Source organism: Vibrio sp. E150_011 (genome assembly GCF_053544015.1).
In genome coordinates, this window is the sequence record NZ_JBHFOL010000012.1 from 119013 (window position 1) to 141047 (window position 22035).

Consider the following 22035-nt stretch of genomic DNA (forward strand, 5'->3'; position numbering starts at 1 on the left):
GAGGCTGCCACTATCGAGCATCACAATTTGGCCTAAACAGAGCGTGATTCGATTTGGTTATCAGCCCTATAACGAATAATCAATTCTTAAAGTAAACGTCATTTTGTATTATCTCTATGCCCCAACAACACACAGTGAGATACGAAATGACATTTACAATCAAACACACTAAGGCCGCACTGGTCACAGCAACATTGATGGTACTTGCAGGATGCGCTTCACCCGCCTTTGATTCAGACAATGAAAATGCTGCTCGCAATCGCGGTGCTGCAGGTGGGGTTTTACTCGGTGCTACAGTGGGCGCTCTAACAGGTGATGCAGGACTTGCTGCAAAGACTGCTGTAGCGGGTGGCGTTGCTGGTGGTGTTGCTGGTTCAATGAAGGATCTCGATGACTCACGATCGTCTAGCGATACAAAAGTTCTCGCTGACGGTGTATCTCAAGACCATCGTAGCGATGCAGAAAAGCGCGTTGCTGAGTTAGAGGCTGAAATCAGAATTCGCGAACTGGAAGAGCAACTTGCTGAAGCAGAAAAAGAAAACAAAGCGAACAACGATAAAAATAGTTGAGCGTAGAAAATTCCTCTACTCCTCTTAAAGAGGTGGTCATATACAAGTCAACACATTCTTATCATGGATTAATTAGAACGGATGCTACCACTACAAAGGTTCTAATTCTATGACATATACAAAGCACCTAATTCCTGCTGTATTTTTGTTTGCCACTTCAATCTCAAGTTTTGCAGAAGATTACAACGACGTGTCAGGTCACCGGATAGGTTTAGGATACTCAAACACCGATTTGGTTGTGGGTTACTCTGGCTTAGATTGGGGAGATGGTATCAAATTGGAGTATGGTTATGATATCAACTGTATCGTAGGTATCAACTTGTCGTATCAAAATAATAGCAATTCGGCATTTGGTGCAGATATTGATGGTAACAATGTAAAATTCGATACAGACCTAGGGTATATGTTTTCTCTTGATGGTTGGTCCATTAAGCCGTACGGTGCTGTCGGGTTAGTGCGAGTAGATGAAACGATTTCCTTCGCCAATTACACGCCAGATTCTTTCACTGAGACATCATTAATGGGTGGACTCGGTGTTCGAGCAACCCTTGATATGGGCGTCTATGCTGACTTACGCTACGATTTTTACAATGTTGAAAGTGTTGATATGGATCAGCTGTCCATCACCTTCGGTTATAAGTTTTAAATCCTAATTCGTATGATAGGCAGCGTTGCCATCATTGAAGCCCTGCCTATCACTACTAATTATTAAAAACAGTAATCAATAGCAATATTTAATTTCTAGAGCGGATCTTCTGGTGTGGTCCATAACATAGCCAATAAGGCGATTAATAGATATTAATGCAATTAGACTTATAGCAACATATTTTATATATCCACTGCAATCATTAACATAAATATAGATCTACGCCCTTATAAAACAAAGAAAACTGGAACTAATAAACTAGATTTTAGTTACAGCAATATAGAATTATCGTTAATTTTTTTATTTTACTTTGAAAAGCCATTAATAGAAAACTTCAATATTGGCTTGATGCCAGATATTGAAATTGCAAGCTTTATAATTTAACACCCTAACTATGAGGTTCCTCCTTTAAATAAAGATAATTTACTTTAACCTTTCATTACAACACCTTGGTAATAAAACCCCTTTAAATATAACCAATGGTTATATTGTTTATACCCCCATTTTTTGTAACATTCGTTCATAATAGCGCCATAAATTTATAAGCGACGTATCAGATATCGCTAGGCTACGAAAATACTATTATGAAATTCAGAACAAAAATCGTTATTGCCTCTAGTTTATTATTAATGCTCACTATTTCAGCATTAGGTTTCACCCAACAAATTACCGCTCGAAACGAATTAGAGCGTCATATCGATAACAGCATTCAAGAATTAATGACTGCTGTTAAGCATATGGTGACCTATGAGTTAACATCAAACAACAACCTCGCTAATTCAGTGACTGAATCGTTGAATATTAGCGCAAATGATTCTGCCTATGTTCAAAATATCATTGCTTCCCCTACTCTCAAAAATAGCTTTCAAGCCATTGGGGTTGGATATGAAAGTAACGGTCAATTAATTAGTAATGACAACTGGGTACCCTCCGATAGTTATGATGCTAGGCAGCGGCCGTGGTATATCGAGATGAAAAACGCGATGAGGACAGTCGTCACTGATCCGTACGTCGACTCATCGACGCAAGAAATGATCATCTCTGTTTCGTCGCCTTTATTCGACTCAGAAGGTGAATTCGTCGGAGGCGTTGTGTTTGATGTGTCTCTATTACCTCTCGCCGAACTCATTAACCAAACCAACCTATTTGATGCTGGCTACCTGTTTATAATCACGGAAGACGGCATGACGATTGCGCACCCTAACCGCCGTTATAACGGTCTGCCCATGACGCAATTTGCACCGGGTGTGAAGCTTACTGAAGGCCCACAAGAATTGTTAATTGATAACGCTCATCAGCTTATTAACCTAATCGAAATGCCCGGAAGTGGCGCTTATATTGGGTCCATTATTGACACCGACATTGCGTTTTCAAGTATTGATGACATGCGAAATCAAGTCATCTTAATTGCCATAATCGGTATATTAGTGATCGTCTGCTCGTTATCGCTACTAATCCACTATCTCTTCAAGCCTCTTAATGACCTTAACTTCGCCATTGCCGACATTGCGAATGGCGAAGGCGATCTGACAAGACGATTGGATACTCACACCGATTTGGAATTTTCTTTACTTGCCAACAACTTCAACGCTTTTATGGATAAACTTCAAAAGCAAATGATTGATTCAAAGCACGTATCTAATGAAGTACTCGCATTAACACACCAAACAACAGCAGCAAGTTCAACCTCGTATGCTGCTACGTCAGAACAACAGCAACAGCTTTCACAATTAGCAACCGCCATCAACCAAATGACCAGTGCCTCGGTGGAAGTGGCTAATAACACTCGAAACGCAGCCGACTACGTCAAAGCGGCAGACTGTGTCAGCCAAGAAGGCTCTGCCGTTGTAATCGAAACCAACAATATAATTAATGAGTTATCGAACAAAATCGCGAAGGCATCAAGCGAAGTACAGCAATTGTCAATCGCTACAGATAACATTAGTAGCATACTTGATGTCATCAATCAGATTGCTGACCAAACAAATTTACTAGCATTGAATGCCGCAATTGAAGCTGCCCGCGCAGGTGAGTCTGGTCGGGGTTTTGCCGTCGTTGCAGATGAAGTTCGAACGCTGGCACAGAAAACACAAGCAGCCACAACCGAAATTCATGAAAAAATCGAAGAGCTAAAACAGGGGTCTTCACAAGTCTGCAGCGAAATCGAGTTAAGTCGAAGTAATGCTCAGCAAGCCGTTCTAAGTGCACAAAAAGCAGAACAGTCCCTCGTTGATATTCGAGAATATATTGTACAAATATCAGAGATGAACATTCAAATCGCGACATCAGCTGAACAGCAAACATCAGCAGCTAAAGAAATTAATGCCAATACAAAGAAAATTAAAGACCTCAGTGAACAGGTAGCGCTAGCATCAAGTGAAACCAATACTGCGATGGAAATGCAAATAGAACAAGTTAACAAACAAGAAAGCACCTTAAATCGTTTTATCGTGTAGAGTTCGCTCTATTTAGTTTCTCCATCTGACACTAACAACGTTCACTCTATTGCTTTCAATAGAGTGAACGTTGTTAGCTTTTAATCATGACCGTATTCTAAAGTATTAATAATTATGAACATTAGCAAAGCACTCATTCATACTGGGTCTTCTTTTCAGTTGCAATATAACGACTACCTCCTTTCGTCTGCATTTCAAACTATTTATAACTTGAATACGACGACCCCTTTTGGGTACGAGCTTTTACTCCGATGTGAAAACGCATCAGGGGACACCATTTCCCCTAATGCGTTTTTTGACCAGCCAACACTTTCTTCCATTAATAAGATCCATATGGATCTTGCGGTCACCACTTTACACGTAATAAATTATCGAGCATTCAAAGACAATTTACACGGTAAGGTCTTTCTGAACATGGCTCCCAATACATTAGGGTATCTAGGCGTACACAAGAGAATTTGGCCCGTTATGATACGTTGCATAAAAAAACATAGTATTAGCCAAAGCAGCTATAGTAATGCCAATGTTGTCGTTGAGATTGTAGAAAATGAAACTAGTTGCCCTACAGCACTAATGCAGAAAATCAAATTTTTGAAAAACCATAACTTTAACGTCGCGATAGATGATTTTGGATCAAGGCATTCCACTGAAAATCGACTAAAAATCATTCAACCAGAAATTGTCAAAATTGACATTGGGCTACTACAACAATATCGCGAAGGTAACTCATTACCATTAATTGAGGCAGTACATTTAATTAAAGGCAACGATCAAAAGATTGTTCTTGAAGGTATTGAGAGTCCGGGCGACCTCGAAATAGCACGTCATCTCGATATAGATTTTGTTCAAGGCTTTTATTTAGACATGCCGACACTGATTCCACAGTAAGCAAAAAAACACCTCAAAGGCATCCCTAAGCGATCATGATGTTTAACTTGCCACTAAATTGACAGATGTTCAGCCCAACACACTGGTAGCAGTATTGATGCTTCGTGATCGCACCACAATAAAAAGCGACCAATTCGGCCGCTTCTATTTTTATCTTACAAAGCCAATAACAATTTAGAAAATGTGAAGCGTTGCATTGATAGTAAAGCTATCGAGATCTTGTCCACCCGCTACCGTTTTAATGCCGTTAAAACGCTGCCAGCTTGCGCCAATAGATAGCATATCAGTCACAAAATAATCCGCACCAAGGCCATACATAAAGTCAGTACCGCTGTCGCTGCCTTGGCTACTCAAGCCACTTTTGTAATCCGCGTTAAAGTAATGGAGACCACCCTTCGCATAAAGTTGAACAGGGCCAAGGTCGATACTTGGCTTTAACGCCGCGTACCATGAACCTAGTTCAGCGTAGCCACTTGCGCCCGTATCTCTATTCGTCATATCAAAGTTACCGTGCTTCCAGTAACCGCCTTCAACACCAATGATTGGTAGAATGCCTGTACCAACATGAAAGCCCATTGGTGTGTCATTGTTATCATTATAGTCGGCACGACCAGCAGAAACGCCACCATATAACCACGCATCAGCAAATGCTGACGTTGATGCACCAATAAGCGCAAGCGCTAAAAGAGTCTTTTTCATTGTTAACCTTCTTGTCTATGAAATAGCGGCGAGTCCAATAAAAGCCACCGCGAAGCTTTATAACACATAGCATACCCTTTACGGAATGCTAAAAGTTCAAATTTAAGTCAAACTTATTGAATTAATTCATTGTTTTCATGAAAATATCGAATGCATGTTGATATCTACAATCAACATGCATCGATGGCATTACGAACCCGTTTATCAGACACTGGATACGGTGTGCCTAATTGCTGTGCAAAGTAACTCACTCGAAGCTCTTCAAGCATCCAGCGTACTTCTTTCACATTCTCAGGTATCTTCATCCCTTTCGGAATTTTATTCAGTAATTCTTTGTAATCTTGTGTGACTGATTCCACTTTCAGAATATGCATACGGTCACGATTTGGGTCGATCGGCAGTTTTTCTAAGCGGCGTTCAATCGCGCGAAGATAGCGCAAAATATCAGGCAAGCGTTTCCAGCCACACTCTGTCGCAAACCCTTTAAAAATCAAGCCTTCTATCTGAGCTTTAACATCAGATAGGGCAAAGGCCATGGATAAATCCACTCGTCCTTTCAGTTTCTTGTTCAGGTTAAACGCCGTGGTAAGAATGGTCTCGACCTGTTGAGCAATATCCACTACTGTCTCATCTAAGTTTGCACGTACATGCTCTTTCAATGTATCAAATTTCTCAGAATCCCAGACCAAGCCACCTTGCTCTTCGATCAACTTATCAATACCGCACGATATACAATCATCAATAAGGTCTAACACTTTGCCATATGGGTTGAAATACAACCCAAGTTTAGATTTGTTGGGTAAGTTCGTGTGCAAGTATTTTATCGGTGAAGGTACATTGAGTAGCACCAAGCGGCGCTGCCCTTCCTTCATAACCAACTCCTGCTCAACTTCGGTCTCGAACAACTTAATTTCAACGCTGTCTTTCTTATCCACTAGCGCTGGATAAGCCTTAACATCGAATCCACCTCGTTTCTGAGAGTAAACCTTAGGAAGCTCACCAAAACTCCAAGTATGCAGCCCTTGCTGTTCGATGTCGTCATCCGCAACTTTAGATAAGGTTGCTTGAACTTTATCTTTTAGACTTTCTTTAAGCTCGTAAAGGTCGCGATTTTCTTTGAGTTTACGGTTTCGATGATCCACCGCTCTAAAAGTGATTCTTAAGTGCTCCGTTAACTGAGACAGATTCCATTGTTCTCTAAGAATCTCAACGCCCGTCATTCGACGCAGTTCTTTTTCCAGCGAGTCCAATAGCGGCGCTTCCATCACTTTCGTTCTAGCCAAGAATGCATCGGCATAGTTAGGCGCAGGTACAAAGTTCTTTCTTACTGTTTTAGGCAGCGACTTAATCAAGCTAATAATGAGCTCTTGTCGAAGCCCTGGAATTTGCCAATCAAACCCTTCACTGTCGATTTGGTTTAATATCGGCAACGGAATGTGAACCGTCACTCCATCGTTATCTTCGCCCGGCTCGAACTGATAACTCAGTTTGAGTTTAAAATCGCCTTGATACCAAAAGTTCGGGTAATCCAACTCAGTGACGTGGCTAGCATCGCCCTTAAATAACTGTTCTTTCTCAAAATTCAGCAAGTCTTTGTTCTTTTGACTGGCTTTTTTCCACCAAGTGTCAAAGTGTCGTCCGGAAACGACATCGGTATCCACTCGCTGGTCATAGAAATCAAACAGGTCATCGTCATCAACCAATATGTCGCGGCGACGAGATTTATGCTCAAGCTCTTCTACTTCAAGAAGCAACTTGCGGTTTTTCTTAAAAAACGCATGCTTAGTTTCCCACTCACCTTCGACCAATGCACTACGAATAAAGATTTCACGACTCACTGCCGGATCGATATTGCTATAGTTCACAAGGCGCTTAGGAACAATGGGGATCCCGTACAACATGACTTTTTCATGAGCCATGACGGCCGCTTGTTTTTTGGACCAATGCGGCTCGCTGTAACTGGTTTTCACCAAGTGCTTCGCAACAGGTTCTATCCATTCTGGCTGAATCTTGGCAATGATTCGTCCCCACAGCTTTGAGGTTTCTACCAACTCAGCTGACATGATCCACTTGGGTTGTTTCTTAAACAGCCCTGACCCTGGGAATATATGAAAACGGGCGTTACGAGCACCTTGGTATTCATTCTTCTCTTGGTCTTTAACGCCTATGTGGGACAGCAAACCGACAAGTAAAGCGGTATTAATGGACTGCTCATTCGCGGGTTCTTGATTGACTTTACCATCCATTTCACGCATGGCCTGATGAATTTGAAAATACACATCCTGCCATTCACGCACGCGCAAGTAGTTCAGGTAATCCGTTTTACAATGACGTCTAAATTGATTGCCTGTCAGCTCTTTTTGTTTGCCTTGGATGTAGTCCCATAGATTAACGAAAGCCATAAAGTCTGATTCTTTATCAAAGAATCGACGATGCTTTTCATCCGACGCTTGTTGTTTATCACTCGGTCTTTCACGCGGGTCTTGAATCGATAGCGCTGACGCAATTACCATGATTTCTTTCAAGCACCCTAACTTTGGTGCTTCTAAGACCATACGACCAAGTCTTGGATCGATTGGCAATTTGGATAACTGTCGTCCAATTGGCGTCAAACGTTTACGTGGATCCGTTGCTTTGTCGTTAATGGCACCTAACTCTTCAAGCAAACGAATACCATCTTGGACATTGCGCTTGTCTGGCACTTCAACGAATGGGAAGGCATCAATATCGCCCAGCCCTAATGCCGTCATTTGCAAAATAACAGAAGCCAGGTTGGTGCGTAAAATCTCAGGATCGGTAAACTCACTACGAGACTCAAAATCTTCTTCTGAGTAAAGACGAATACAGATACCTTCAGCCACACGGCCACATCGCCCTTTCCGTTGATTGGCACTGGCTTGTGAGATCGCTTCTATTGGCAGTCGCTGCACTTTTGTCCGGTAGCTATAGCGGCTAATTCTCGCCGTACCTGGGTCAATGACATAACGAATGCCTGGCACCGTTAATGACGTTTCTGCTACGTTGGTTGCTAATACAATGCGTCGACCGGTATGCGACTGGAAGATCTTGTTCTGTTCGCCTGATGATAGTCGCGCATATAAAGGAACCACTTCAGTGTCACGCAAGTTACGTTTATTGAGCGCATCTGCGGTATCACGAATCTCTCGTTCACCGTTCATAAAGATCAGGATGTCGCCAAGCCCTTCATCACACAACTCGTCAACGGCTTCAAAGATCCCTTCAAGCTGATCGCGATCGGCGTCATCATCGCCATTCAATGGACGATAACGTGTATCAACCGGGTAAGTGCGGCCTGAGACTTCTATAATCGGCGCGTCGTTGAAGTGTTTTGAAAAACGCTCTGGATCGATAGTCGCGGACGTGATGATGATCTTGAGGTCTGGGCGCTTTGGTAGCAACTCTCTTAGATAACCCAAGATAAAATCAATGTTAAGGCTACGCTCGTGCGCTTCATCGATAATGATAGTGTCATATTGATTGAGGTAACGGTCATGTTGGATCTCAGCTAGCAAGATACCATCGGTCATCAGCTTAATTTGCGTGTTGTCTGAAATCTGGTCGTTAAATCGGACCTTATAGCCGACAAACTCGCCTAATTGGGAGTCCATTTCTTCAGCAATGCGGTTGGCCACTGAACGAGCAGCAAGTCGACGTGGTTGAGTATGGCCAATAAGACCAAACTTTCCACGACCAAGCTCTGAGCAGATTTTTGGTAGCTGAGTCGTTTTCCCCGACCCTGTCTCACCGGCAACGATGACCACTTGGTTTTCTAATATTGCTTTTGCAATATCATCTTTCTTTTGACTAACTGGCAACAATTCTGGGTAGTTGATCGTCGCTTTGTGCGCGCTACGTTGCTGCGCTTTCATCATTGATTGCGCAATATCCATCGCAATTTCATCAAACACGGCCGTTTTTGACTGCTCATTCTTAATACGGCTCGCACCGTTTATGCGTTTATGCAGACGAAAACGGTCGCGAATCATGCAGTCATTCAGTGCTTTCTTCAACGAATGTGCATTATTGGCTTTAGCCGCCGGATTATTTTTATTGTTTTCAGAGAGAGAGGAAGTCAAAACGTTTCCTAGTTCAATTTTACGATTTACAAACTGGCCGGATTGTAGCACAGCTCAGTGTTGGCGTTAACTCAGGCGACAATAAAAAGCCCCGCTTACGCGAGGCTTTTTAGCTTATATGCCGCTAGCTCAATCACAAATTCACGGCTTAAATCTAAAATGGTTAAAAGTCATACTGTAGGTAAACCGTACTGTAGTTACTGCCGCCTTTGATTCGGCCGAACTGCGATGAAGCTTCAAAAATAGCGCTTCGATGATGTAATGAATAACCTAGCCACAAGGCTTCCCACTCTGGTTTTCTGAAGATTGAACCAATATTGACATCATAAGAGATATCAATGTAGTTCATAACGTGACTGGCACGTTTTTCTTTCTTATCCATTTCTTGCTGTTCAATGTAAGTCACGTTGTCGATATACGACACACCATTACCAACACCAAGTCGCATTTTCACCGGCCAGTTAAAGGTGTAGTAGGCTTTAATAAGTGCCACAAATTCATTGCCTGTCTCTTGCACTTCTGAGCTCCAGTGATGCGCATAGCCTGGGCTCAAATAGATATCAAGAGGCAAACCAAACAACTCATCGGTTAACGGGTGTCCGTAAAAAATAGAGGTTACTTGGTTATTGTATGGGTCACGTTTTCCATTGAACGTCAGAATATCACCCATATCCGATGGCGATGCATAACCGTGCGCGACTCTCACGTATGGCTTCGTGCTGATATCCCGGCTATGTTGTTTCGCTTTAGATGTTGTTGTTTTTTTCTTCTCATTGAAGAAGCCAAACCCTAGATAAACTTCACCCTCAAATCGATCTTTAATGACATCGGAATGATACGCTGCATTATCAAGCATTCGAATGTTCGTCGAACCCAACATGTACAGGTTTGAAACCACATGATATTTGGCATCAACACCCATGGCATAATCGAACGCCCCATTGATGTCTTGGCTATAGCCGTTGTAAGAACCGTAATACTCCGTATTAAATCCAGAGTCTTTGTAACGCAGTGTGACATTCGGCTTTAATTCAAGGTCGCCGTAATCTAGCGTCCCTTGTAACCTCAAGTTAGCGTGTTTGCGAAACTCGTTGTCAGTCATCAATTCTGTATCAAGGTGCCACGTCTCATCCAAGTTGTATCGCAATTGCAGACCGTAATCGAGGGTATCCCCTCCCGCTGCATTTTGTTCATCGGCTGGGATATCAATAAAACGTAGTCGAGTAATGGCATTCAATTCAAATTGTTTATCATCCGTTTTATAAAGATGCGCGCCTGCCGTCATTCCGTCGAGGAACACGTAGTCATTTTTAAAGTACATCATTGGGATGAACGTACTCACGGTAGAATCTTCACTCTGCGTTTCAAAAGGGATATTTGCTGTACGCCAAACCGCGGCAATGCCCCATTCTGCCTCTTGCGCTGCATTTGCGGCCGAGGGGCTACCTAAAATAACAGCCACTCCCAACGCGAGATTTTTCTTTATCATGTCTTACAGTTTCTCCAGCCGAATAATCATTCTTAATACAAAAACTAGGGCTCGTGTCAACAAAATAGACCGATGGTACCGATGGTAGGCAAGCATCATGTCAAATATACTAACAACCGCTACCCCTAAGAAGAAGAGTTGTTATATTATTAGTTTTATTGAATTTATATGTCACGACAGTGTGATTAGCCCATCGGTTGATCGATAGCACCACATTATCGGTGACATAGTTTCCACTATTTAGACCAATCGTGAAAGTATCAAATTTAAAAAATATCCTCGATTCTTTGCCAATTGACAGAGAATGCCACGTCGTGACAGGCGAAAAGTGGCTGCCAGAGCGTCTTGTAGAAGCAAAACTTGATAACGACCTGTTATTCTTAGGGTTTGATAATGCCCCAGATGAAGGGGAAGATGGCGCTGAAGGGCGTGGCTTTGTCGATCATGAAATCGAACTATTACGGACTCGACTGACTGACATCGTGACCCAATCTCAGCATTCAGACATCACTATCGATGCACTGTTGGCATTTTTTCTCGTCGGACATGAGTCCACAAGCAGTGAATTTGTTGAGTTACTTGAATCCATGGATAGCGTAGATAATCATCCTGACCTATCACTGACTTCAACCGAAGAACCGACACCACAAACCCAACCGCTTGAAGAGAACCTATCATGACTGCTCACGTGTTGTCTCTTGCCCCTATTCTTGCAGGTCCAATTTTAAGGCGCGTCAATCCGCACGAGTTTTCATTGTGGATGGCATCGTCGGTTGAGCCAACGCGTCTAATTATTTCATTGCAACATGGTGATACGACGGAAAACTTCGCTATTTCCTACGAACAGTCATACCAACTAAGCCCCAAGTTATGGATCATACTCGCGCATTTCAAGCCTGACTTCGCATTCGATAGTCAAAACCTTGCAACGGACGCCCATCACCTTAAATTGGATAAAACCGCTCGATATGACATTTTTATTGACGAAGTAAACAACAGTATTTTACCAACAGACCTTTCTTATTCTGAAGGGCGTGGGATTGACTTTAATGTTTCTGATCGTGCCGACCATATACTCCATGGTTCGTGCAGGAACCCCCACCACCACAGTGGCGATAGTTTATTGGCCATCGATGCTCAGCTACAAAAGGGCATTCACCATCGCCCTGACATGTTATTACTCAATGGCGACCAGATCTATGCCGACCATGTCGCGGGGCCAATGCTCGACGCTATTCACCAAGTAATTGAGCTTCTAGACCTACCAGATGAAGACTTTACTAAGGGGCCAGTTGCCGACAGCCAAGCGCTGTATCTTCACCCTAAAACCCTTTACCGTAGAGATGATCTGTTGCCCAAAGCAAGACCGCAACAAGCAAGGTTTAATACCAGCGACATCCCTATCTTTAGCTCTACTGACGCTCATAACCATCTCGTCACGTTTTCCGAGTTCATTGCTATGTATCTGTTGGTGTGGTCTCCAGAATTATGGACACATATCAATATTGACCGGCTCGAAGACGCGCAATTCATCGTCAACGGTGAAAATCTATCGCTTCATTTTCAGAAAGAATGGCATGAAGAAAAAGCTCAAATTAATCAGTTCGTTGAAGGCTTGTCACAAGTGCGTCGCGTGCTTGCACATATCCCGACGTACATGATTTTTGATGACCATGATATTACCGATGATTGGAATTTAACCGTGGGGTGGGAAAAAGCAGCCTATGAACACCCGTTTTCAAAACAGATCATCGGTAATGGCTTATTATCCTATTTATTGTGCCAGGCATGGGGAAACGACCCGAGCATCTATCACACCGACTGGCACCGTACACTAACGAACTTATTCAAACCTGGAGAGCCCCCTGCTCAGTTTGACAAGCAAATTCTTGATGAGACTATCTATGATTTGTTGCGGTATGAGCGCTGGCATTTTTCCATCAACTCAACGCCAAAAGTCGTTGTGTTAGATACAAGAACTCGACGCTGGCGATCGGAGTCGAATCTAAACAAGCCCTCAGGTCTTATGGATTGGGAAGCCTTGGTTGAATTTCAACACGAGCTGATCGATCAAGACTCAGTCATCGTTGTATCAGCCGCGCCGATGTTCGGTGTAAAGTTCATTGAAACCATGCAACGTCTGGCGACGATTGCAGGTAAACCACTGATGATCGATGCAGAGAACTGGATGGCGCACCCGGGCAGTGCGAATACATTATTATCGATTTTCACTCATTCAAAAACGCCGAAAAACTTTGTCATCCTATCCGGTGATGTTCATTACTCCTTTGTTTATGATATCGCGCTTCGCTATCGAGAAACCGACTCTCATATTTATCAGATTACTTGTAGTGGCATTAAGAACGAGTTTCCGGCAGTACTGCTCAATCTATTTGGCAAGCTTGATGCGTGGCTTTACACCCCTCGCTCTCCGCTTAACTGGTTTACTAAGCGTAAGCAGTTGAAAATATTTAAGCGCCATCCAAGTCCACCAGCGTCGAACCACTTGGTTAATCGTAGCGGTATTGGCCGACTTAAACTCGATAGTGATGGTAAGCCAAGCGAAATCTGCGTCATACACAGCGACGGCACTGAAACACATTTCCCTGAAATTAATGATCATTCCTAAACACAAAGTGCTTGAGTTTCGCTTCATGAGACACTATGTATTAATAGTTAGGCGTCAAATGAGGATCCCCTATGTTTAGTTCAATCACCTCTATATTTAAACAATTGATCGAGGGTAGCGATTTATCACAAAGCAACACCATTAGCCCAAATCTTGCCATTGCGGCGCTATTGTGCGAAGTGTCGAATGCCGATCATCACATCGACTTAAAAGAGGAGCAAGCGAAACAAACGCTCATCGCTCGCTTACTTGAGTTAACTGATGATGACGCGCAATTATTGATTCAACAGGCAAAAGAGAAAGTGAAAGAATCAGCATCACTCTATGATTTCACATCTGGGTTACGCGAACTGTCTCAAGAGAAACGATTTGAATTAATTAAAGCCATGTGGGAAGTGGCTAACGCAGATGGCATCATTGACCCGTTAGAGGATGCCGTGATTCGTAAGGTCGCCGAACTTCTGTACGTTGATCACAGTGAGTTCATTCGAGCAAAACTTCAAATAGTGAACAAATAGCGAATACATACTCGTCATGTATCTCATCAGTGTCTTTTGAACAGCCAGAGTCACCTCGGCTGTTCGGTTTATGATTGACTCATGACACGAATAGCGACATTGAATCGACTACAACATCGTTAACGCAAGTTTAGCGAGGTTATAAGCATCAACATAACCAGAATGCTGACGCCCTTCCCATTCGATACCTTTTGCTTCTTGCGCAGCTTTGTGACCTATACGCTTTTCCTTGAGTCGATTTTGCATACGATAGAGTGTCGCAAGATTCACAAACTCTTTGAACGGGGGGGTGATACCTTTAGCAATGCATTCTTCGAACAAGATGGCATCATCTCGCCCCCAAGCGGCATATATTTTGTTGCGACCACCAAAGTTTTTGGCCATCGACTGAATCACCGCCGCTAATGGTCGGCCTTGTTTTTCTATTTTTCGCGGGGTAATCCCAGTTAACTCAGCGCAGAATAACGAAACTTCGTCTGTTTCTGGCTTCACATAGTATTGAGCCCGTTTCACCACTTGCTGAGTCACGAGGTCTATTTCTGCCAAACCAACTTCAATGATCTCTCCAGTCGTGCCGACGCCATCAACATTCCAACAACACATTTCAAGATCAAAACAAACGACGCGGTTATAATTCATAGCAACTTTAGATTATCAAATAAACAACGGGCAGAAGTGTAGCTCAAAACAATCGAAACCTCGATAGTCACTAGGTTAACTGCTTTAGAATCACGCAACATTTGTTACGTTACGGCCTTTTTCCTTGCTGATGTAGAGCTGCTCATCGGCTCGGTTCATCAAATGTTCTAACGATTCCCCGCGGTAAACAGCTGCGCCGATACTTAATGTGCAGTGAAATTGACTGTCAATTTCCAACCACTTTAGCAACCGTACTTGCTCACAAATATTCGTTAAATAACGATGCAACGACGTATAATCAACGCATCGACTAATAATCGCGAACTCATCTCCACCTAATCGAAATAACATATCATCAGGGTACATATTACGTTTCATATGCGAAGCAACTGCAACCAACATTTCGTCACCAATCACATGGCCATATTGGTCGTTAATTTGTTTAAAGGAGTCAATATCTAAGATCGCGAGTGAAAATGGCTTACTGCAAGATATATGATATTCAACCAGTCGATTGAATGCCCTACGGTTATACACTTCAGTCAGTGGATCACGTTCAACTAAGTACTGCAGGTCTTTGGTTCGGCGATCGACTAATTTCGTCAAACGCCGCTGCTCGCGTAACATGAGCTGAACAACATAGCCAAGCAGCAATGAAATAATCATACCACCCGATATCACGCACGCTAAAATCAGTCTCTCATTTGCAGCAAGCGAACCATCGTGCCTAAACTGCAGACTCCACTGGCGATCATATAAATCGATTGTGACCTCTTTGCCTTCGCCCAGTATTGTGCTCCAGGATTCACTTTGATACATAATAGGGTCATCTTCTGCGTCGAACCCTAAATCAACAACGCGAATCCCAACCTCTTTACCTATCGATGTTCTCGATACTATCTGTTCAAAATACACCGTTGTCCGAATCACACCAATCACAACGCCTCGCAACGCTGCACCACCCGGCTCAAATACCGGGTGATAAACCAACATGCCTTGTTTTGGAATCGAACGATCAAACCCATCTTGTATCAATCGAATTTTATCCGATAAACTGGGTTGGCCATCGAGCATCGACTTTTCGATAACGCGGCGAACGCGCTCTCTTGAAGAGTAGTACCCCAAAGCTCTTAGGTTAGCAGTGTTAACCGGAAAAATATCACTCGCCACGTAGATGGGAGCATCATTTTCAAGAATATATCCCTGCGTCACCGGCTGATCTTTCGGAACGGTATAGATAGCATAATCAGGGAATCGCTCACGCACCCTTGCCACATGGCTATCAAGTTGCTCTGGATACACTTTTTTCATCCATTGCATAGCGATCAAGCTTTTTGAACTTGCAATTAGAGGCTCAGCAAAAGATGCAAAACTGCGCCAAGCATCCGGAGTGGTGGCATGATAAAAGCCCGCCCCCGAGCCTATAAAGCTAACATCCATCATCACCAGTTCTTTAATATTTTCGGCTTGGTTTTGTATGAGGAAATCAAAATTGGATTCGGCAAGCTTTTGCTGCCCTGTGTAGACGATATGTGTAATAAATAGTGTTATTAACAACCCGATAATGAAGACCATCACTGAGTATCGCTTCACTCCATGATCGCCCGTATTTAAACCTGTATTCATCCTGAATTACTGCCCTAGCTAATAATTATTTTTTAAGCAGTGCTGATTGTTGTTATTTACGCCGTCAGCCAATGTGCCACCATCAGCACACTCACGAATGACTTATTTCACCACTGCATAGATAAAATAACGGTACTGTGTACTCTTATTTTTCACCTATGCATCAGATTTTACACGCCTTTTTCTTCTCCCCTAGTCACTAAGGTTAGAAAAACAGCAAAGATCACTTAAATTTGTAAAATCATCACTATATGCTTATTTATTCACCAATAAACTCACTTTCAAATGACATTATTGTGAAAGCATCGCGCTAAGAGTCTTGATTATGTTAGAATTCGCCCCAAAGTTAGCACCTAATGACAGACACATAGAGAATCCCCTATGACCTTCGATCTAAATGTTATTCCTACAACCTTCGACATGCTCCACGCGGGCCTTGCGGCATCCAGCGTACTGCTTTTAGCTATTGCGGTTTCTCGTAAGAGTAAAGTCGTTGAAAAAATCGTAGAGAAACCTATCGAAAAGATTATTGAGGTTGAAAAACCTGTAGAAAAAATCGTTGAAGTAGAAAAGATTATTGAAGTAGAAAAAGTTGTTGAGAAAGTCGTCGAAGTCGAATCTAAACTCGCCACCGCGCCTACCGACTCAGCAATGCAACTGCTGTCCCTTATGCAACAGGAAGCGCGTATTATTGACTTCCTCCAAGAAGATCTGACGGCTTTCTCTGATGAAGAAGTTGGCGCAGCAGCGCGAGTCGTTCATTCTGGTGGTAAAAAAGTCATCGGCGATTACTTCGTTCTTTCTCCAATTCGTACTGAAGACGAAGAATCGCGCCTCACTATTGAAGAAGGCTTTAATCCACAAGCTATTCGCCTAACGGGCAATGTCACTGGTAACGCACCATTCTCTGGTGTGTTAGTTCATAAAGGCTGGAAAGCGGACAACATCAATTTGCCGAAGTTGTCTGAAAACTACGATGCCTCAATCATCGCTCCAGCAGAGGTAGAATTATAATGGATCACAACGCAAAATTTAGTGTTGGTATCGACCTTGGTACCACGCACTGCGTTATGTCATTTGTTGACGCGCAGGATGAAAACGCCGAAGTAGAAGTGATGTCAATCCCTCAACTGACTTCACCTGGCACCGTCGAAAGCCTAAGCCAGCTTGGCTCATTTCTTTACCAGCCACACGAACACGAGCTTGGCCATGGCTCACGTACCTTGCCATGGACGGAACAACCCAATGCACTCGTAGGTGCCATTGCTCGCAACTTGGGGTCAAAAACCCCTATTCGTTTGGTCGCGAGTGCGAAATCATGGTTATGCCACGGTGGTGTAAACCGTAGAGAAGACTTTTTGCCACAAGGCAGCCCAGAAGAAGTCGTCAAGGTATCACCATTGCGCGTCACAGAATTGTACTTAGAGCATCTTAAAAACGCTTGGAATCACGTACATCCAGACGCTAAGCTCGAAGAACAAGATGTCACCATCACGGTTCCGGCTTCATTCGACCCAGCCGCTCGTGATCTCACGGCAGAGGCGGCGCGTAATATCGGTTTAATGCATCTAACGCTACTTGAAGAGCCACAAGCGGCACTTTATAGCTGGATCGACAATAGCAATGATGCATGGCGCGATGAAGTTGACGTGGGCGACATTGTACTTGTCGTTGATGTGGGTGGCGGTACGACCGATTTGTCTTTAGTTGCCGTTACTGAAAACGATGGAAACCTAAATCTAGAACGTGTTGCTGTTGGTGAGCATATCTTGCTTGGCGGTGACAATATGGATCTTGCTCTGGCTTATCGCCTTAAAATGAAGCTTGCTCAAGACGGCAAAGAGCTGCAACCGTGGCAAGTTCAAGCGATGACTCACGCATGCCGCGACGCCAAAGAAGCGCTTTTGAATGATTCAGAGCTTCAGTCCGTCCCAATCGTTGTACCAAGCCGTGGTTCTAAATTGCTTGGCGCAACGCTCAAAACTGAGTTGACTCAAGAAGAAGTACAGCAAACGTTGGTAGATGGGTTCTTCCCGCAAGTTGGGATTCAAGAACACCCTGTACAGCGTTCACGCGGTGCATTGACGCAAATGGGCCTGCCTTATGCTCAAGACGCGGCGGTGACACGTCACATTGCTGCCTTTTTGAGCCGCCAAAGTAACGCAGCGGATCAAGCTTTCGCAGGAATGCCTGGCATGCAAGCCGCGCCTGAGTTTATCAAACCAACGGCAGTACTTTTTAACGGTGGTGTATTAAAGTCACCTCTGCTTTCTGACCGTCTTTTTAACACCATCAATAGCTGGTTAGACACCGCGAATGCGAGCTCAGCGAAAATGTTGACTGGTCTTGATCTTGACCTCGCGGTAGCAAGCGGCGCGGCCTACTACGGTAGTGTACGTCGTGGACAAGGCGTTCGTATCCGTGGCGGTATTGCATCAAGCTACTATATCGGTATTGAAAGTGCGATGCCGGCGATTCCAGGCATGGCACCACCAATGGAAGCACTTTGTGTCGCACCATTTGGCATGGAAGAAGGCAGCAGTGTCGATGTTCCTAGTCAAGAATTTGGATTAGTGATCGGCCAGCCGGTTCACTTCCAATTCTTTGGCTCTACGATACGTCGTGAAGACAATGCTGGCGTACACCTAGATTATTGGAAGCCTGAAGAGTTAGAAGAACTGCCAGAAATCCAAGTCACCTTACCGGTGTCTGAAGGCAGAACCAGCGGTGAAGTAGTCCCGGTCACACTCTCCTCGCGAGTCACGGAGCTCGGTACGTTATACCTCGAAGCTATCGCCGCCGATAATGGTCAAAAATGGCACGTTGAATTTGACGTCCGTGAAGACGCCTAGCGTTTAGGTTACCCATATTGACCTTTGAAACACCCTATCTCAAACGGCACTTTTTAGTGCCGTTTGTCTCTTCTCATATCTGATTGGAGCGCATCATGGCATCTTCTCAATATTTGGTTGGTATTGACCTAGGCACAACCAACACCGTCGTTGCATTCTGTGAAATTCAAGACGACCTCTCAAACGCGCCCGTTGAATTATTTGAAATCGACCAGCTAGTCGGGCCCGGCGAAGTGGTGCGAAAAGCATTACTGCCTTCGTTTCGTTACCACCCTGCTTCTCAACAAGTCTCCGACTCCGATTTAACACTCCCATGGGAAAACCAGCCAGTAGCCGGCGATCTCAATAAAGTTATTATTGGTGAATGGGCACAAGAGCTCGGCGCGAAAGTCGAAGGACGTCAAGTATCGAGCGCCAAAAGTTGGCTCTCCCACCAAGGTGTCGATCGAGAAGATGACATTCTGCCATGGGCTGGTGCTCAAGACGCAGAAAAAGTCTCACCCGTTATCGCGAGTGCAAGTTATCTCAACCATATTCGCCAAGCGTGGAACCACCGTCACCATTACAACAAGCTTGAAGACCAAGATGTCGTCATCACGGTGCCGGCCTCGTTTGATGAAACTGCGCGAAAGCTGACCTTAGACGCAGCAAAGAAAGCAGGACTACCTCGAGTGCATCTACTCGAGGAACCACAAGCGGTGTGTTATGACTGGTACGCTAGACATAAAGAAACGGCTTCACAAGAGCTGGCTCAAATACCGCTCATATTGGTGTGTGATGTTGGCGGTGGTACGACTGATTTAAGCTTAATTGAAGCAACACATGATGACGACAATACCTTAGCATTGAACCGTATTGGGGTTGGTGAGCACTTGATGCTGGGCGGAGACAACCTCGACTTAGCCCTCGCCCACGTGGCCGAGCAACGTTTTAACCAAACAAAGAAACTGAATGCCGCGAGCTTGACTAAGCTTATCCAACAAACTCGCAAAGCCAAAGAAGCGTTACTCTCAGAAGCGGCACCCGATGAAATGAAGATCACGATGCTAGGAAGTGGTTCTCGTCTCATTGGGGGCACAAAAAGCATCTCAATAAGCAAAACCGAAGTCCACAACATCGCCTTAGATGGGTTCTTCCCAACTACCGAGTTCGGTGAGTTACCCGATAAAAAGCGCAGCGCGGTTGTTGAGTTTGGCCTGCCTTACGTGGCTGATCCTGCTGTGAGTAAACACGTTTCCGAATTCTTGCATTTGCATCAAGAAGTATCAAAAGACGCCCTAAACAGTGACAAAGAGCCTGCGATTCCAGTCGGCATTTTGCTCAACGGGGGCGTGTTTAACAGTCAATTAGTGACCAAGCGTGTTATCGAGCTTATCGAAGGTTGGAAAGGATCGCCTGTCACCCTACTGAATAACCCCCACCCGGATTGGTCAGTGGCGCTTGGAGCCGTTGCGTTTGCTAAAGCTCGGCGCGGTGCCCAGTTAAAGATTGGCGGCGGTAGTGCTCGTTCTTATTTTTTGCACCTTCAGGAAAAGAACAAACTGGGTCAGGCACTGTGCTTGCTGTCTAAAGGCACAGATGAGGGTCAAGAAATTCGATTGTCTGGGCGCCGATTCTCGCTAACGCTAGGCGAGCCTGTTCGCTTTAACTTGTTAACGTCTACCCATGATTTTTTTGGCCAACATCAAAAAGTACAAAATGGCATGTTAGCGAGTATCGACCCAGATCAGTTCTTACCATTACCACCCTACATAAATACGTTACAGGGTGACGATGTCGCGCTCGCTGAGAATCAAAAGCAACGCGTCGAGGTTCAACTGGCTTGCCAGTTAACTGAAGTGGGTACGTTAAAAGTTGAATGCGTCAGTGTTGAAAATGACAATCAGCGCTGGGAGTTAGAGTTTGAAGTTCGCAATAAACAATCCGAACAAAATGACATCAAGATCCACCCTGGTCTTGAGGTGAGTCAGGCGTTAGTTTCTCGGCTATACAGTGGCAACAAAAACAGCGCTGATACCAAAGAAATTAAAACGCTCAGTAAAGAGTTAGAGAAAAAGCTTGGCAAAAAAGAAGCCTGGGACTTTCACTCTCTTCGTTCGCTTGTCGACACCTTCACGCTCGGCCGTAAACGTCGCCGTCGCTCTGAGCAACACGAAAAAAACTGGTTACGTCTTACCGGTTTTTGCATGCGTCCTGGGTTTGGCGATGCCACTGACTCATGGCGTATGGAACAAATTTGGGGCATCTATCAGCAAGGTATTCAGTTTCAAAACCACCAAGGCTGGAGTGATTGGTGGGTATTTTGGCGTCGTGTCTCTGGTGGCCTCAATGAAGAGCAACAGGAAATCATACTGAGCGACATCGCCAAATACCTGCACCCTGGCGCGATGAAAAACGCCAAGACCTTTCAAGCGGCAAAAGACAAAGGTTATGAGGCAATGGTCCGACTCTCGGCCAGTTTGGAGAACCTGTATGTGGATGATAAAGTTTTGCTGGCGAGTTGGTATCTCAGCAAAATCATTAACCAGCCTCAATTCCTACAAGCTCATTGCTGGGCTTTAGGGCGTTTGGGTTCTCGCACGCCATTATATGGCAGTCAACACAACGTCATCCCTAAAGAACAAATTGAGCAATGGTTACCTAAATTGCTTGCGCTTGATTGGTCAAAAGAGTCGATGATAGGCTTTGCGTGTGTATTGATGTGTCGAAAAACAGGGGATCGAACACTCGATATCGCTGATGACTACCGCGAACAGATCTTAACGAAACTTCGTCAAACTAAAGCGCCAGAAAGCTGGATTTCGCTTGTCAGCGAGGTACAAGTATTATCAGAATCAGATTCAAAACGAGTCTTTGGTGACGCATTACCCGTTGGTTTGCAACTAATTAATCACTAATTACTGGTTGCTGGTTGCTGGTTGCTGGTT

At 44.1% G+C, this 22035-nt stretch carries 15 protein-coding genes; 10 read left to right on the forward strand and 5 right to left on the reverse strand.

What is annotated here, in order from left to right:
- The first annotated feature begins 158 nt into the window (after nucleotides 1-158).
- From ACE1OE_RS17270 to ACE1OE_RS17285, 4 genes are all read left to right on the forward strand, one after another.
- Nucleotides 159-569, forward strand: coding sequence for a glycine zipper family protein (locus ACE1OE_RS17270; protein ID WP_372062657.1), 411 nt, complete (start codon nucleotides 159-161; stop codon nucleotides 567-569).
- Nucleotides 570-678: 109 nt separating this feature from the next.
- Nucleotides 679-1215, forward strand: a complete 537-nt coding sequence (locus ACE1OE_RS17275) for a porin family protein (RefSeq protein WP_449211791.1) — start codon at nucleotides 679-681, stop codon at nucleotides 1213-1215.
- Between the two features lie 584 nt (nucleotides 1216-1799).
- Nucleotides 1800-3671: a methyl-accepting chemotaxis protein gene (locus ACE1OE_RS17280; RefSeq protein ID WP_449211792.1), complete on the forward strand. Its 1872-nt coding sequence runs from the start codon at nucleotides 1800-1802 to the stop codon at nucleotides 3669-3671.
- 114 nt (nucleotides 3672-3785) lie between these two features.
- Nucleotides 3786-4559 (forward strand): EAL domain-containing protein, encoded by a 774-nt coding sequence (locus ACE1OE_RS17285; RefSeq protein ID WP_449211793.1) that lies wholly within the window; start codon nucleotides 3786-3788, stop codon nucleotides 4557-4559.
- Between the two features lie 174 nt (nucleotides 4560-4733).
- On the opposite strand, the gene ACE1OE_RS17290 is transcribed toward ACE1OE_RS17285, so the two are convergent.
- From ACE1OE_RS17290 to ACE1OE_RS17300, 3 genes are all read right to left on the reverse strand, one after another.
- The gene (locus tag ACE1OE_RS17290) at nucleotides 4734-5258 is read right to left on the reverse strand and encodes an outer membrane beta-barrel protein (RefSeq protein WP_449211794.1); all 525 of its coding nucleotides are present in this window, start codon (nucleotides 5256-5258) and stop codon (nucleotides 4734-4736) included.
- A gap of 170 nt (nucleotides 5259-5428) precedes the next feature.
- Nucleotides 5429-9355, reverse strand: coding sequence for an ATP-dependent RNA helicase HrpA (gene hrpA, locus ACE1OE_RS17295; protein WP_449211795.1), 3927 nt, complete (start codon nucleotides 9353-9355; stop codon nucleotides 5429-5431).
- A gap of 163 nt (nucleotides 9356-9518) precedes the next feature.
- A complete protein-coding gene (locus tag ACE1OE_RS17300) occupies nucleotides 9519-10844 on the reverse strand; it encodes a MipA/OmpV family protein (RefSeq protein ID WP_449211796.1) in 1326 nt (441 codons plus the stop codon).
- A 251-nt stretch (nucleotides 10845-11095) separates the two neighbouring features.
- On the opposite strand from ACE1OE_RS17300, the gene ACE1OE_RS17305 reads away from it, so the two are divergent.
- The 3 genes from ACE1OE_RS17305 (at nucleotide 11096) to ACE1OE_RS17315 (ending at nucleotide 13991) form a co-directional block, all read left to right on the forward strand.
- Nucleotides 11096-11524 carry a VC1380 family protein gene (locus ACE1OE_RS17305; protein ID WP_449211797.1) on the forward strand — a complete coding sequence of 143 codons (429 nt, stop codon included), beginning with the start codon at nucleotides 11096-11098 and terminating at the stop codon, nucleotides 11522-11524.
- Nucleotides 11521-13473 carry an alkaline phosphatase family protein gene (locus ACE1OE_RS17310; protein WP_449211798.1) on the forward strand — a complete coding sequence of 651 codons (1953 nt, stop codon included), beginning with the start codon at nucleotides 11521-11523 and terminating at the stop codon, nucleotides 13471-13473. Before ACE1OE_RS17305 ends, ACE1OE_RS17310 begins: the two co-directional genes overlap by 4 nt.
- Before the next feature lie 71 nt (nucleotides 13474-13544).
- Nucleotides 13545-13991, forward strand: a complete 447-nt coding sequence (locus ACE1OE_RS17315) for a tellurite resistance TerB family protein (protein ID WP_102470077.1) — start codon at nucleotides 13545-13547, stop codon at nucleotides 13989-13991.
- Between the two features lie 108 nt (nucleotides 13992-14099).
- Here the strand turns inward: ACE1OE_RS17315 and ACE1OE_RS17320 are convergent, their stop codons facing one another.
- Both ACE1OE_RS17320 and ACE1OE_RS17325 read right to left on the reverse strand, forming a co-directional pair.
- Nucleotides 14100-14630 carry an exonuclease domain-containing protein gene (locus tag ACE1OE_RS17320; protein WP_372062589.1) on the reverse strand — a complete coding sequence of 177 codons (531 nt, stop codon included), beginning with the start codon at nucleotides 14628-14630 and terminating at the stop codon, nucleotides 14100-14102.
- Between the two features lie 90 nt (nucleotides 14631-14720).
- On the reverse strand, nucleotides 14721-16256 hold the full coding sequence (locus ACE1OE_RS17325; protein WP_449211799.1) for a sensor domain-containing diguanylate cyclase: 1536 nt from the start codon (nucleotides 16254-16256) through the stop codon (nucleotides 14721-14723).
- 381 nt (nucleotides 16257-16637) lie between these two features.
- On the opposite strand from ACE1OE_RS17325, the gene ACE1OE_RS17330 reads away from it, so the two are divergent.
- The 3 genes from ACE1OE_RS17330 (at nucleotide 16638) to ACE1OE_RS17340 (ending at nucleotide 22005) form a co-directional block, all read left to right on the forward strand.
- Complete coding sequence (locus tag ACE1OE_RS17330) at nucleotides 16638-17270, forward strand: DUF2760 domain-containing protein (RefSeq protein ID WP_102470074.1); 633 nt, start codon at nucleotides 16638-16640, stop codon at nucleotides 17268-17270.
- Nucleotides 17270-19108: an Hsp70 family protein gene (locus tag ACE1OE_RS17335; RefSeq protein ID WP_449211800.1), complete on the forward strand. Its 1839-nt coding sequence runs from the start codon at nucleotides 17270-17272 to the stop codon at nucleotides 19106-19108. The genes ACE1OE_RS17330 and ACE1OE_RS17335 overlap by 1 nt, the downstream gene beginning before the upstream one ends.
- Nucleotides 19109-19203: 95 nt before the next feature.
- Nucleotides 19204-22005, forward strand: a complete 2802-nt coding sequence (locus ACE1OE_RS17340) for an Hsp70 family protein (protein ID WP_449211801.1) — start codon at nucleotides 19204-19206, stop codon at nucleotides 22003-22005.
- Nucleotides 22006-22035: the final 30 nt, after the last annotated feature.